The organism is Micromonospora sp. ATCC 39149 (genome assembly GCF_000158815.1).
GTDB lineage: Bacteria > Actinomycetota > Actinomycetes > Mycobacteriales > Micromonosporaceae > Micromonospora.
Genome location: NZ_GG657738.1, coordinates 3263546 through 3277302, shown reverse-complemented (window position 1 = coordinate 3277302; position 13757 = coordinate 3263546). Strand labels below are relative to the sequence as shown.

At 67.5% G+C, this 13757-nt stretch carries 13 protein-coding genes and 1 pseudogene; 6 read left to right on the top strand and 8 right to left on the bottom strand.

Translation table 11 applies throughout. From position 1 onward, the window contains the following. The first annotated feature begins 9 nt into the window (after nucleotides 1-9). The 4 genes from MCAG_RS13845 to MCAG_RS36230 all read left to right on the top strand — a co-directional run bounded on the left by MCAG_RS13845 (nucleotide 10) and on the right by MCAG_RS36230 (nucleotide 2989). Nucleotides 10-828, top strand: coding sequence for a sulfite exporter TauE/SafE family protein (locus MCAG_RS13845; protein ID WP_232290164.1), 819 nt, complete (start codon nucleotides 10-12; stop codon nucleotides 826-828). 130 nt (nucleotides 829-958) lie between these two features. Continuing rightward, a complete protein-coding gene (locus MCAG_RS13840; protein WP_036373364.1) occupies nucleotides 959-1162 on the top strand; it encodes a hypothetical protein in 204 nt (67 codons plus the stop codon). 278 nt (nucleotides 1163-1440) lie between these two features. Next, nucleotides 1441-2808 carry an RICIN domain-containing protein gene (locus MCAG_RS13835; RefSeq protein WP_157548053.1) on the top strand — a complete coding sequence of 456 codons (1368 nt, stop codon included), beginning with the start codon at nucleotides 1441-1443 and terminating at the stop codon, nucleotides 2806-2808. A gap of 31 nt (nucleotides 2809-2839) precedes the next feature. Beyond that, nucleotides 2840-2989 (top strand): DUF6603 domain-containing protein, encoded by a 150-nt coding sequence (locus MCAG_RS36230; protein WP_369751362.1) that lies wholly within the window; start codon nucleotides 2840-2842, stop codon nucleotides 2987-2989. A gap of 65 nt (nucleotides 2990-3054) precedes the next feature. Here the strand turns inward: MCAG_RS36230 and MCAG_RS13830 are convergent, their stop codons facing one another. Continuing rightward, nucleotides 3055-3372, bottom strand: coding sequence for an antibiotic biosynthesis monooxygenase (locus MCAG_RS13830; protein WP_007073604.1), 318 nt, complete (start codon nucleotides 3370-3372; stop codon nucleotides 3055-3057). Between the two features lie 286 nt (nucleotides 3373-3658). On the opposite strand from MCAG_RS13830, the gene MCAG_RS30755 reads away from it, so the two are divergent. Continuing rightward, nucleotides 3659-4135, top strand: a complete 477-nt coding sequence (locus tag MCAG_RS30755; RefSeq protein WP_007073603.1) for an HAD family hydrolase — start codon at nucleotides 3659-3661, stop codon at nucleotides 4133-4135. Here the strand turns inward: MCAG_RS30755 and MCAG_RS13825 are convergent. From MCAG_RS13825 to MCAG_RS13800, 6 genes and pseudogenes are all read right to left on the bottom strand, one after another. After that, nucleotides 4035-4808, bottom strand: coding sequence for a transposase family protein (locus MCAG_RS13825; RefSeq protein ID WP_157548049.1), 774 nt, complete (start codon nucleotides 4806-4808; stop codon nucleotides 4035-4037). The genes MCAG_RS30755 and MCAG_RS13825 overlap by 101 nt on opposite strands. 144 nt (nucleotides 4809-4952) lie before the next feature. Then, nucleotides 4953-5489: an isochorismatase family protein gene (locus MCAG_RS13820; RefSeq protein WP_007073601.1), complete on the bottom strand. Its 537-nt coding sequence runs from the start codon at nucleotides 5487-5489 to the stop codon at nucleotides 4953-4955. A 259-nt stretch (nucleotides 5490-5748) separates the two neighbouring features. Further along, nucleotides 5749-6012: pseudogene (locus MCAG_RS13815) on the bottom strand (transposase); the annotation flags it as partial. 376 nt (nucleotides 6013-6388) lie between these two features. Next, complete coding sequence (locus tag MCAG_RS13810) at nucleotides 6389-9064, bottom strand: beta-L-arabinofuranosidase domain-containing protein (protein WP_198141559.1); 2676 nt, start codon at nucleotides 9062-9064, stop codon at nucleotides 6389-6391. 922 nt (nucleotides 9065-9986) lie between these two features. Next, nucleotides 9987-10664 carry a hypothetical protein gene (locus tag MCAG_RS13805; protein WP_036373362.1) on the bottom strand — a complete coding sequence of 226 codons (678 nt, stop codon included), beginning with the start codon at nucleotides 10662-10664 and terminating at the stop codon, nucleotides 9987-9989. Nucleotides 10665-11829: 1165 nt separating this feature from the next. Then, nucleotides 11830-12384 carry a TetR/AcrR family transcriptional regulator gene (locus tag MCAG_RS13800; protein WP_232290163.1) on the bottom strand — a complete coding sequence of 185 codons (555 nt, stop codon included), beginning with the start codon at nucleotides 12382-12384 and terminating at the stop codon, nucleotides 11830-11832. A 92-nt stretch (nucleotides 12385-12476) separates the two neighbouring features. Between MCAG_RS13800 and MCAG_RS13795 the strand changes: the two genes are divergently transcribed. Next, on the top strand, nucleotides 12477-12974 hold the full coding sequence (locus tag MCAG_RS13795; protein ID WP_036373360.1) for an FBP domain-containing protein: 498 nt from the start codon (nucleotides 12477-12479) through the stop codon (nucleotides 12972-12974). 77 nt (nucleotides 12975-13051) lie between these two features. Here the strand turns inward: MCAG_RS13795 and MCAG_RS13790 are convergent, their stop codons facing one another. Then, a complete protein-coding gene (locus tag MCAG_RS13790; RefSeq protein ID WP_083802273.1) occupies nucleotides 13052-13462 on the bottom strand; it encodes a DDE-type integrase/transposase/recombinase in 411 nt (136 codons plus the stop codon). Nucleotides 13463-13757: the final 295 nt, after the last annotated feature.

Sequence of the window (13757 nt, the reverse complement as noted above, 5' to 3'; positions counted from 1 at the left end):
CGCCGTGCCGTGTCACCGCAGCATCCGCTGCCGGCCGGGCCGGGGTTGGTCATGATCGCCGCTGTCGGGTTCGGCGCGGTCATCGGGATCCTGCTCGGCCTGCTCGGCGGCGGCGGCTCCATCCTCGCCGTCCCCGCCCTGGTCTACGGCGCAGGCCTCACCCTGGCCGCCGCCGTGCCCACCTCACTGCTGGTGGTCGGCATCTCCTCGGCCACCGCCCTGCTCCCGCGACTGCGGGCCGGGCTGGTGCAGTGGCGCATCGCCGCCATCGTCGGCGGCACCGGCGCCGCCGCCGCGTTCGCCGGCGCCGCCGCCAACCGGCTGCTCGACCCCCGCCTGGTCCTGATCGGCTTCGCCGCCCTGATGGTGCTCGCCGGGTGGCGGATGCTGGGCAGCACCGACGACTCCGGCGGCGACTGCGCCCTGCCCGGCGGCGGCATCAACTGGCGCGGCTGCCTGCCCAAATCCATCGCAGCCGGAATCGGCGTCGGCTTCATGACCGGCCTGTTCGGCGTCGGCGGCGGCTTCCTCATCATCCCCGCCCTGGTCCTGCTGCTCGGTCTGAGCATGCCCGCCGCGGTTGCCACCTCACTGGTGATCATCGTGGTCAACTCCGCCGCCGGGTTCGCCGCGCACGCCGGTGACGCGGCCATCGACTACCGCATAGCCGCGGCGTTCACCCTGGCCGCCACCACCGGCTCCCTCGCCGCCGGGCGACTCGCCGTCCGGCTGCCCACCCAGCGGCTGCAACGCGCCTTCGCCTGGCTCGTCTTCGCCATCGCCGCCTTCGTCGCCATCCAGACGATCGTCAACCCCGTCACCGCCTGACCGCCCTCCCCGGGAAGACCCCGAGATGGTGGCGCACACCACGACTACCACCCTCAAATACCCCCGGGGTATCTGAGGAGATGGGTGCCCGGTCGCACCCGCCACGCCACACAGCATCAGAGGGGATTAGATGTTCGTATCCGCGCTGCTCACCAAACTGTTCCGCAAGCCGTACCGGTCCGTTGACCCGCGGCAGGCGGCTGCGCTGATCGCCGGCGAGGGGCGACAGGTGCACGACCTCGCCGGCGGCCTGCGCGCCTGGAACAGCGCCGGGATGCCACTGCAGGCCAAGGGCGGCCGCCCGCTGGCCACCCTTGGCGTGCGCTCAAGATGATCGCCGGCCGTCGCCTGCACCGGCACGCCATGGTCGGCCCGGTCAACAATGCGGTGCCGCACAGGCCTGACGACCGCGCGCCGACTACCTAGCCCGAGATCCGGCTACGCCGTGGCCGTCGGCACCAGTGGAGCCCACGCGCAGCTCCACAGTGATAGCCCTGCCGGGTCGATGAACAGCTCAGCCTGATGAGCACATCAGATGATCTCGTGCGTGACGGCGATATTCGATACGGTGTGGACCCCACCATTTGTGATCATGGAAGGTGGCCCGTGGTCATGACCCGCACCGGACAAGCGGTGAGCCGACTAGCGTGCTTCCGCTCGGTCGCCGTCGCGCTGGCCGCAGCGGTGTTCTTCACCGGCGGTGGCCTGCTGGCCGCCACGCCGGCCGCCGCCGCGACGCTCGATGAGCTCGCAGGGTCGCCGGCCGCTGCGGATCTGGACGTTATGACGTTCAACCTGCGGTACGCAAGCAGCAGCAGGCCAAACTCGTGGGCGCAGCGCCGGCCGGCCATGCGTGAACTACTCACTGCCGAGCAGCCAGACCTGATCGGTACTCAGGAGGGGTTAGCCGGCCAACTCGCGAACATCAAGCAGGATCTGGGCAGCCGCTACGAACTCATCGGCGTTGGTCGGGAGGGCGGCACCAGGGGCGAGTACATGGCCATTTTCTACGACAACACCCGCCTGCAGCCGCTGGAACAGCACCACTTCTGGCTGTCGGACACGCCGGAGGTGGTGGGATCCAACACGTGGGGCGGCGGATCGATCCGCATGGTCACCTGGGTCCGGTTCCGCGACGTTGTCACGGGTGGGCAGTTGTACGCGGTCAACACCCACCTGGACAACGCCAGCGCCCTTGCCCGTGAGCGGGCCGCGCAGCTCATCAGGGCTCGGCTGGCGGCCCTGGCTCCGGGGCTGCCGATCGTGCTGACCGGAGATTTCAACAGTGGGCCATGGGCTGGCAGCCCGGTCTACGACGTCCTCGTCCGGCAGGCGGGGCTGGTCGACACCTGGACGGCGGCTGCGGCCACCGGACCGGCGTACGGCACGTACCACAACTACCAGCCGCTGGTGGCCGGGGGTGCTCGCATCGACTGGATACTCGCGACGCGGGGCGTGACGGTATCAGCTGCGGCCATCAACACGTACGGCTCGGGATCGGGACAGTTCCCCAGCGACCACCTGCCGGTGCAGGCCCGCCTCCGGCTGCCGGTGGCGACGACCAGCGAGGTCACGCTCGTCAACCGGGCCACCGGGAAGTGCCTGGACGTGTACGCCTCTTCGCTGGTGGACGGGGCTGATGCCGGGCTGTGGACCTGCAACGGTGGCGCGAACCAACGCTGGCGCATCGACGAGGCCGCTGGCGGCAACTACCGCCTCATCAATCTCGCCAGTTCCAAGGCACTGGATGTCAACGGCTGCGGCACTGCGGACGGCACGAAGATCCAGCAGTGGTCGTGGCTGAACAACGCCTGCCAGCGATGGTCCCTCATAGACACGGAGGACGGCTGGATGAGGCTGGAGAACGTCAACAGCGGCAAGGTCGCGGACGTGGCGGACTGCGGCACCACGGACGGCACCACCGTCCGGTTGTGGGCGTGGCTGAACAACTACTGTCAGCAATGGCAGGCTCGATCCTGACACGGGGACAACTGGCAACACCGTCGACCAGCTGCGTGCCTGGATTCCGCCGACCGCCGGCAGCGTCTTCCTCACCGCCGGCGGCTACCACCCGAAGTACGACATGCCCGCCCACTACCCACAGGAAGCCGGCCGGACCAACGTCCGACCACGGAGAGTGAGGGCAGCAGCCGACAGGTAACGCGCCCTATCTGCTGCAGATCCGCGCACCCGACCTGGTCAGCTTCTGGGCGTGCCGCCGGCTGCTCATTCCATACGCCAGCCGCCGGGCAACTGGCCGCCGTGCACGTTCATGCGCTCGACGGTCGATGCTCCCTGCAGAAATCCCGTCGCGCCGATCCGGGCGACCGTTTCGCGGTAGTTCGGTGACGCCTCGAGCGATTCAGCCGCCGCGTCGTCCTCCCAGAGGGTCACCACCGCGCACTCGGTGCCCGCCCGCCCGAACAGCAGGCCGAGGAAACCCGGTTGGCCGCTGAACATTGGCAACGACTCCTCGGCGGCGAAACGCTCGTACTCGGCGGCCCGACCCTCGTCTACCCGCGTGCGCCAGATTCGCATGATCATGCTCTCATGATGCCCCGACGTCAGCCCGACGCACAGCGGGCCACCCGCACCACCGCCCAGTTCGCGGCAGATCCGGGCACTTTACGTTCGGCCGTGGCTATCGCTCCTGGTGGTGCTCGAGGAGATGACGGACGTGCATGAGCGCCTCCGCGATGGGGTGGCATGTGCGCTGACCGGCTCCTGCCTTCCGTCCACTGCTTAACGCGTTGGCACGCGCCTGGCGGCAGAAGCCCGTGCTGGCCGTGCTGGTGGCTGGACCGCCAGCGGTGGCCGATAATCTTCTGCCGTGGTGCGTGGAGCGGTGTTCTTCGACGTCGACGGGACGTTGGTCCCGCGCACCAGTAGCGGGCAGCACCTGGCGAATTTGCTGGGCCGTGCCGAGGTTGTACGGCACGCGGAAGCCGGCTACGCCGCTGGCACGCTGAGCAACGCGGAGGTTTCCGTCCTCGACGCCTGCGGCTGGGCGACGCGGACTCCGGCGGACGTGCGTGGCTTCTTGGAGTCGCTGCCGCTCGTGGATGGCATCGCCGAGACCGTCTCCTGGTGCCGCCGGCACGGATTGGCGCCTGTCTTGGCCACGTTGGCGTGGGAGCCCGTGGGCACCTACCTGTGCGACCGCTTCGGCTTCGACCAAGCCTGCGGTCCTCGCAGCCGCCCACGCCTCAGCCGACGGAACCGACCTCCGAGCTGTACTGCCACTCCTCGCCAGCTGGCTGAACGCCATGGCATAGACACAGAGCGACCGCGGCCCGTGTGCTGTTGATGGCCTTGTTGCAGGCGCGTTGGACGTTGATCAGGTCTGCTTTCGGGGGTTTGCGGGTGCCGGTGATCGCGGCGGTGCCCAGGTAGCCGAGGTCGGCGAGCATGCCGGGCCCGCCGGGTTTGAGGTGGCTGGCCCAACGGTCGGCGATTCCGGATTCGGTCAGGGCTTTGCTGTCGTGGCGTACGCCGGGAACCGGTAACCCGACATCGACCAGCCTGCCGGCCAGGTCAGACACGGCCTGGATGTTTAACCCGCTGGTGTGGCGCTTGCCGGAGTACAGGTCGGGTACGCCGGTGCGTTTGCCGGTCGGGGCCAAGAGTCCGTCGACCAGCACTGCTGAGCGCTTCGCCTGCTGGCGTACCTGGCCGGCCAACTCGGCGGTCGCTTGTCGGAGCAGCGGACGCAGCAGGCGCACGATCCGCGACACGCTGGACTGCGAGCAACTGAATAGCTCACCGGCCACGACCTGGGCCTCGTTTCGGCGCATCAGGAACAGGGTCAGCACTACCGCCCGATACAAGCCCAGCACCCGCCGCCGGCCATGGACCGGCTGCCACACCCCGCCGAGCAGGCCGAACACCGCGCCGACCAGTTCGCGGACTTGATCGGCGGGTAGTCCGGTCATAGCTTGGCAGCGCGGCGGCTGCCCCTCGGTGATCTCGGTGTTCCACACAAACCAGTCGATCTACTACCGGGCAGCCGCCGTCACCTGTAGTGACACTCGTGTTCTTGAGCACAGTGGGCCCATTACGTAGCGCGTTTCGGTGAGGCCCGCAAAGTGAGGCGAGAATCCCCCGACCAGTAAGCGCGACAGGCGTCAACTGAGCCAGTCGAGCACCTCGTCAGTGGTGACGACCTCGCCGAACCGCGGCAGAACCACGGTCAGAGCGTGGTCATGCTCCGCCGCCGCCATACCGCTCATCGCATCGGCCACGAGGATGACCTCGAACCCGTAATCGGACGCAGCCCGCGCAGTCGACTCGACACCCATCGTCGTGGCAAGGCCGGTCATGACCACTGCAGACACACCGCGCTCCCGCAGCTGGTCGGCCAATCCTGTGCCGTAGAACGCACCAATGGTCTGCTTCACGACAATGATGTCGCCGGGCTGCGGCTCCATCTCCGGGACGAACCCACTGCCCGGGGGCTGCTCGGCAACGCCCGGCCGATCCACCCGGACCAGCACCACGGTGCCGCCTGCCCGGCGGAACGCTGTCACCAGGCGGCTTGCCCGGGCCACCACGTCGGCCCCCTTGTGGGGGCCCATGTCCTGCTCGACGATACGCGGCATCAGGTCCACAACGATCAGCGCGGTGCGTCCGGCGAGGAATGGCTTGGTAAGGAGTGAAGGCATCCGGCGACCCTAACACCCCGGTCGGCACGGCACTACCGCCATCAACAGCAGCCTGCCGCAGTCGATTGCGCATCATCGCAACCTGATTAACAGAACATCCTCCATGCCAGTTGGGGCGAACGCCTCACCAACTTCCTTCGAGTGCTGGGGAGCGTCACCGGACTCGGGATCATCACACCTCGGGGCAAGCCATTCTGAATAGCGCTCAGAGAACGTATGATTCACGTTTTTTGCGAGTGATGCGTGTTTATGTGTCTCGTCAGGTTGGGGTGGTCTCGTTGGTGAGGCGTTTGGCGAGGTTGTCGATCATGGCGATGCGGATCATGCTGGCGGAGTTGTCGGGTAGGGCTTCGTAGTCGCGGGCGAGGCGTCGGTGCTGCATGATCCAGCCGAGGCTGCGTTCGACGACCCACCGCCGCTTGACTACTGAGAATCCCCTGGCCTGTGGGTCTTTGGTGACGACTTCGACGTCGACGCCGAGGGTGGCGCGCTGTTCGACGACGCGGTTTTTGAAGCCGGCGTTACTTGTACAGTCCCGCCAGCGGCTCCCGCGTCCGACGCGGTGCCGGCCGGGGTGCGGGCGCAGGTGGCGATCGGGATCAGCCTGGACGAGATCGGCCGGGCCCATGACTCGGACGTCGGCAACATACACAACGTCTTCCCGTTGCTCGACCGGGGCTGGCGGCGGACAGACTGTCTCCGATTCCTGTCCGAGTATGGCCTCGGGGACACGATGGATGGCTTCTGCCGGATTTCGGCGCGACGCGGTGGACGGCGCTGGCTTGGCCACGGTGACCTGCGTGCATCCCGTCCCGACTCCGCGATGCAGCCGTTCCGGTTCTACATAGTCGGGCCGGTCGGCAACTGGATGGCTGGTTGCCGACCGGCGGACGGGTTGGTCAGCAGGCGTAGTGCGCTGCGCGGGCCGTGGTGAGGATCCTGGTGGCGTCCGTAGATGTCAGGAGGGCGACCGTCACCCAGGCGTTGACGGTTTTGGTGACCTTGGTGAGGAACGCAGCTCGGGTCGGGAAGGGGGCGGCGGCCCAGATTTCGTCGAGCAGGGTGGTGCCGTCGGGCTTGGCCGGGTTGGCCACTCCGGAGTCGTGATTGCCGAAGACCACGGTCGGTTCGGACCGGGTGAAGTAGACGTGGCTGGGGTCTTCGGTGCCTTCCAGGAAGGGTGCGAACTCGATCCCGTCGATGGTGGTGAAGTGCAGCGGCTTGCCCTCGACCGGGGTGAGGCTGGGAAGCAGGTCGCCGGAGAGGGCGCAGTTGCGGTATAGGCCGATCTTCAGGAAGTTGGTGCTTGCGCTGCGGGCGACCAGGTTGACCGGGCCGTAGAACAGCGTCTGCGTCGACGGGTCGTCCAGGGCCTTCTCCACGCGTAGCTGGAACGGGATGTGCACACGCACGGTGTCACCGGCGCGCCAGCGGCGCGCGACCGGGAAGTAGCTGCCCGGCGTGGCCTTGCCGGGAGCGCGGCGGCCATTGACGTACACCTTGAAGTCGCCTTTGACCCACCCCGGCACCCGCAGCCGGAGTTCGAAGGTCGCGTTGCCGCCTACCTTGATCGTGGTGTTCTGCTCGAACGGGTAGCGGGTCGTCTGGGTGAGCGTGATTCCCCGCCGGGCCCAGGTCAGCTTCGACGAACTGTAGAGGTTGACGTAGAGCGCCCGGCCGTCGGCCGTGTCGAGATACACGGTGTCCTGGTATTTGGTGGCGCTCTCCATGCCGGTGCCCTCGCAGCAGGTGGTGCCCTGCTTGGGGGTGTAGTCGCGTACGTGCCCGGGCACGAGGCCGATGAAGTAGGTGACCAGCGGTTTCTCGGCGTCGGCGAGGTCCCGTTTGGAGCCGAGGATCTGGTTGTAGAGGGCGCGCTCGTAGTAGTCCATGTACTTCGGGTCCTGCTCGTGCAGGAACAGCGTCCGGCTCAGCTTGAGCAGGTTGTACGCGCAGCAGGTTTCCGCGTTGGTGTCGCTGAGCGACCCGGCGATCGCGCCGGGCTCCTTCCAGAACTCGACAGTGCTGGTGCCGCCGATGCTGTACATGCGGGTCGGCACCACCATCGGCCAGAAGTTGCGGGCCGCGTTCAGGTAGCGCTGCTCGCCGGTCTCGTCGTGTAGCCGCAGCAGGCCCGTGAAGATCGGGATGTGCTGGTTGGCGTGCAGGCCGGTGATCGTGTCGGTGCCGGCCGCGGCGGCGTCGATGAGGCTGTTCAGGTCGAACAGGCGGGCCAGGGCCAGGTGGTTGGGACTGCCGGTGATGCGGTGCACGTCGCAGATCGTCTCGACGATGCCGCCGAACTCGCCGCTGGAGAACAGCCCCCACATGCGCTGCAGGGTGGCCGCGGGAAGCTTGGACAGCCGCGAGTGCATCCAGTCGCACATGCCGGTGGCGAGATCCAGGGCGCGTTCGTCGCCGGTGTTCAGGTACGCGTCGAGGATCCCTTGCAGGATCTTGTGGGCCGTGTAGTAGGGCGCCCACACCTTGGCGTAGTCGCTGGCGGTCATCGATTCGAGGGTGATGAACTGCGTCTCGGGGTAGGCGGCGAGGAAGCCCGGGTGGCTCGGCCCGCCCCAGGTGCGCAGCAGCGTGCCGTCTTGTCCTCGGCCTGAGTGGTCGATCAGTGCGTTCCCGGACGTCTCGTCGCAGGCGTACGCGGCGAGGTCACCCTGCCCGGGCGTGGTCTGCAGCGTGGTGATCTCGTCCGCGTTCAGCGCCCAAGACCAGATGTTGACGCTGTCGAGCCCGCCGGCGAAGAGCGGGTCGCCGGCGTAGTTGGACCGACCGAGCCAGTTGTTGCGCAGCGTGCCGAGCACTGCCGGGTTCAGCGTCATGCCGGTGTTCACACCGACCTGCGTTCCGTTGACGTACAGTCGGCCGACGCCACCGCCGATGGTGACCGCGAGGTGGCTCCACTGGTTGAGCGGTAGCGTCGCGGTGCCGTTGATGCCCTGCTCGCCGCCGGCCCAGTTGGTAGTGATCGCGAATCGCGGCACGCCGTCGCCGTTGCGGGCGGCCAGGTACATGTACCGCTGGGTGTCGTTGCCGAAGTCGAAGATCCGGGCCCAGTTGGCGGCGTGCGCCGGGTTCACCCAGGCCGCGATCGTGATCGATGCGCTGTTACCCAGCACGGTGGCCGGCAGATCGACGTACCGGTAGGAGCCGCGAACCTGCTGCACCGCCGTGCCGAAGCGGCCCGGCACGCTCAGCCACTGCGGGTCGGCACGCAGCGCCGCCCGCGCCTCGACCAGCGCACCCACCATGTACTTGAGCTTGTCGGCGAAGACCTTGTCGCCGGTGCTGCCGTACGCCTGGGCCAGCATCGTCAGGAAGTGGCCGGTGTAGTGGCCGCGCAGGTTGCCGTTGGCCTCGCCGTCCAGGCCCTCCCAGCCGGACGGGGCGACCGCGCCGAGGGTGTCCAGGCCGGCGTTGGCGCGGAAGACCTGCAACAACCGGTCGACATTGTAGCCGCGGGCGTGCTCCAGCATGAGATCCCGCTTACGGGCGAAGACACCATCGCGCAGAGCAACCTCACCCAGCGGGAACGGGCGCAGCTTCCAAGACGGCGGCACCGTGGCCCAAGGCGGACCGGCCGCCGGGGCCGTCTCCGAGGCCCACACCGGATCGGTGAGCCCTGCCAGTAGGGCCGGTGCCGCACCGGCCAGAGTCATTCCACGTAGAACCGACCGTCGATCCATTTATCCCGCCCTGTCTCCGGCCATTGATCACTTGTTATCGCAGGATTGTGAGCGTTAACACGGTGGTTGTCAACGAGAAACAAGCCTGCCACAAACCAGCCGCGGGTGGTCCCAAGGGATCCCGTCCAACCCCGAGAACGACTATCGCCGATATGCCTTTTTTGGGGCGGTAAATGAAGACCGAGCGTGATCCCGCGTGGACTGCGTTGTGTGCTTGTCGGACTCCTGTGGGTGATGATCAGGCCGGCTCTGGCGCTCTGAAGCGTTGTAGCAGGAGTCGTCGGAGGCCAGGTCAGCTACGCGGACCATCGGGTGGTTGGGTGCGCAACCAGGCGGTTCGTTCCCGGTGCGGCGTCATGCCAGAATGCGAAAAGAGGCAAGTTCCAGATCAGATCTGTCGAGAAGAGAGCGGATCAGCTTGTGAATCGCAGTCTCGGAGATGTTGTTTCTCAGCGCGTCCCATCTCTACCCCGGCTTATATCAGAGGGCATCAGGCAACCGGGACAGCGCGCATCAACCTCGGCGCCAGACTGTTGCATTCCCCCGAATCGAGCATGCTCGTAGCGGTCGAACGCGCCGCCGGACACAGCCGAGCACCTCGGCCGGCGGGGATACGTCCGATAGGACTTGACCGCCAGCGGGAAACCCACGGGCCGCCTCCCGCCCGGTTGGGAAGTGACTGACGCCGCTCCGGTTCTGCCAAGATCAGGTGTGCGCTCATGCCGCGGGGCGTGCGCCGGCAGGGCGCGTTGTGTTCGCCGCTGGCGACTGACGTACAGGCAATATTGACTATTGACTACGAGTCTTGGACGAGGAAACACCCGTGCCGGCCGTCGGTGGAGATGAACGCGAACGCCACCGGTGCGGCACCCAGGTTGAGGTAGAACGGCTTTCCGTTCGCTTCCAGGCGCAGTAGGGGCCGCCACGGCCCGCCCTCGGGCCAGTCGTGCCCGTTGAACAGCAGTGCCGTCCCGCCGATTTTGTCCTGGTCCAGTGCCTGGAAGTAGCGGTCCCGTTCATGTGGCGGCAGCGCCATGTAGGCGTCGAACGGCAGGTGCTCGGGGTCCTCACCGCGGACCAACTCGACGGTGTACTCCGCCGGCGACCCATCGCCGTGGTAGAGGGCTGGGCCGCTGGTCAGTGGGCTGGTCGGCCCGTCGAAGACGCCGTCGGGCTGGATGATGACGGCGTTCTCGCCGCCGTCGGGGAAGATGACGTCCGGGTCGAAGTCCTCCACGTCGCTGCCGTGGTCGCCATGGGTGACGAACACGTAGGCCAACCGCCCCGGGCCGGCTCCGGCGAGCTCGGGCTCCAATACGATCTGGCAGACAAACCGCATCGGGGTGTCCCAGCCTTGGCTTACCGGCCATTGCGGTCCGGTGAGCCAGACGGGCTGACCGCCGAACTTGGTGACCGGCTCGGTCACCGGCGCCTCGGCGCGGTGATAGTTCGCGATCCGCCAAACGGCAGGCATGGCGGCGACCGTAGCAGACAGCCCCAGCACGGCGTCACGAAGTGCTGAATCGGCCGGCATACCCATGCCGAGAAGCTTGCAGGTTGATGACCAGCACCGCGCTCGTCGGGGATCGCGAAGGTGCCAGTTGGAGGCGGTGGCTTTGGGCTTCTGGGACGTAGGCCCATCCGACAACGACGGTGCCGCGGACTTTGCCGGCGACCTGGACGCCGCGACGGCGGACGCACGCATCGAGATGGTGTACCGTGCCAAACTCGTTCGGTGGTCGTGATCTGGTGTTTTGAGGATCGTGTCAGGCTGCTCGGTGGTACTTGTTGATCACCCCGTTGAATCGTCGTCGGCGTCGTACGGGCTTGTCCATGGGGATGATGACGGCTGGGCCGTGGTGGGGTGGCCGGCCTGGCTTGTTCGGGTAGGGGCAGTGGCGTCGTACCAGCCGTCGGTGCCAGGCGAGCAACGTCGCCGGTGTGACGATCCGGTGTGCCCGCATCCGGGCCGGCAGCAGGCGGGTGAGGGCGGACGGGATCGCCCGGTCCGGCTAGGACAGTCGTGGTCGGCCGGGGTCCTGCCGGCGGAGCACGCCACCTCATGCCGCAGCGCGAGGACCTCGACCAGCAACGCCCTGTCGCCGTGGATCAACAATCCCAGTCCGCTGAACAGGCTGATCATTCCCAGGTACAGCAACTCATTCCCAGGTACAGCAACCGCACGGTCATACCAGAGATCATCAGTGCGAACCGAGAACTCCCAGCTCACAGCCTGTCCGACGAGTTATGGCACGGCACAGGGTGCGTTGGGCTATGACGAAGGCGCAGATTTGTGACGCGTTGACGAGGTGGTGTCTCGTGTCGTGGTGTCACGGCTTGATCAACAGGGTGGGGTTGGTTGTCGTCTCGGTCAGGAGGCGACGTGGCGGTCACGGCTCAGGTCCGTCTGTGTGGTTGGCCGACCCTGGGCGCATCGACTCGGACTTTGATCGGGTCGAGCAAGAGTTTCAGTTCCGGTTTGCCGTCGACCACCGGGCCTTCCTGTCTGCGGGGCTTCCGGTTCGTTCCCGGTCGCGGCGGTCGACGCGGCCTGACCAGCAACCGCACGAGGCCTCGTCCACTCCGGTGGTCGGGGCCTCGTGCGGTTGCCTGGGAACGGATGGTGTCCCGCGGGCGGGTCAGTCCGGCGGCCAGGTGGTCAGGACGGCGTCGAGGGCGTCCAGGGACCTCCGCCAGGAGTCGTCCGCCGTACGCGGGTGATGCCGGAACCCGCCGGCCCTCTCCAGGCTGACGTAGCCGTGCAGGGTGCTGTGCAGAAAGCGCACTGCGTCCGTCTGGGCGGGTTCGGCCAGCGCGTAGCCCCGGAGGATCGCCCGGGTCAGCTCGGCGTGCCGGCGTGCCGCGCTGCCGGCGGGTGATTCCGGGTCGATCTCGATCTGGGCGGCGGCGTACCGGCCCGGGTGGGCCTTGGCGTAGTCGCGGTAGGCGTTTCCGAAGGCCACCAGCGCGTCCTTGCCGGCGCGACCGGCCAGGGCCTCCGCCACCCGGTCGGCCAGCTCGGTCAGGGCCAGCGCCGCCAGCCTCATCCGCAGGTCCTGCACGTTCCGGACGTGCGAGTAGAGGCTCGCGTCCCGTACGTCCAGGCGGCGGGCGAGCGCCGAAACGGTCAACTGGTCGAATCCCACCTCGTCCGTCAGCTCCGCCGCAGCGTTGACCAGGCGTTCGATGGTCACCTTTGCACGTACCACGTTGCCCTCCTGCCTAGGGCCTCTAGGTTATCTCATAGCGGTTGGCACTCTCAGCCTGGGCGATATAGCTTCGAGGCATGGTTCCCCTGACCGAGCACGACATCCGCGCGTCATTCGTCAACTGCACCAAGGGTGAGACGAAGCGCCTGGCCCTGCCCCGGGACCTGACCGAACGACCCTGGGCCGACCTGGACTTTCTCGGCTGGCAGGACCCCGCCGCACCCCAGCGGGCCTACCTGGTAGCCGAGTCCGACCAGGGGCCGGTGGGGGTGGCGCTGCGACTGGCGGCACCGTCCGCCGGACGGGCCCGACGCAGCATGTGCTCGTTGTGCCTGACCAACCATTCGGGTGGCGGCGTATCGCTGATGACCGCCCGCAAGGCTGGGCCGGCCGGACAGCAGGGCAACTCGGTGGGTGTCTACATCTGCACCGACCTCGCCTGCTCGCTCTACCTGCGGGGCCAGAAGCAGACCGGGCTCGGCGGTCGACTCCACGAGTCGATCACGCTGGCCGAAAAGATCGATCGGACCCGGACCAACCTGGCCGGCTTCCTGCACAAGGTGGTCGCGGGCTGACGGTGGGTGGAGGCCAGGCCGACGAGCAGCCGCCGTCGCCGACGACGATCCACGAGCTGGCCGAGTGGGGGGGTCGGTCAGTCCCCGGCGACGGCGTCGAGGCGTGCCCCGTCGGCCACGACGATTCCACGATCCGCCGGCGTGACCGCGCCGGCCTGAGCGAGCCGGGCCAGGGTCCTGTTCACCGCCCGGTGCTTGAGCTGGCTGTGATCAGCCTCGATCGGATTGTTGGCGTGTCGTTCGACGTGGTGCCCCGCCGGGGGGAGCAGGTCGTCCAACATCCTCGGAATGACAGGGTTCGCGTCGGTCACGACTTCGCTGGGCGCGACCTTCAGCATGGTCAGCGCCCGGCGGAAGAAGCGTCGGGCCGCAGCGGCGTCCCGACGTGTCGATACGAGCACGTGGATGACCTGGACATGCTGGTCGCCGGTTCGGTAGACGTACCTCAAGAGGCCGTTGACCCTGGCGTAGGTCTCGTCTACGACCAGCGGTCACCAGGACAGTGGCGGGCTCACCGGGCGGGCGTCGGCCAACAGCGGGGTGAACCGCTGCGCCCACCGGTGGACGGTCACGTGATCGGCCTCGACACCGCGCTCGACCACGAGTTCCTTCGGTCCTTATGGCCGCCTGGGCTGCGGGGGGGGCGTGACACTCGTGCCGGCCGTAGTGCGTTCTACCGCTCCGGCATTCCCTTATAAGACAGGGGCGCCACCTGGGTCACCGACGCGCGTGTCGGCAATGCAATCCTCCGGGATGTCTTCTGGCTTCGTCCCTGATAGGCAG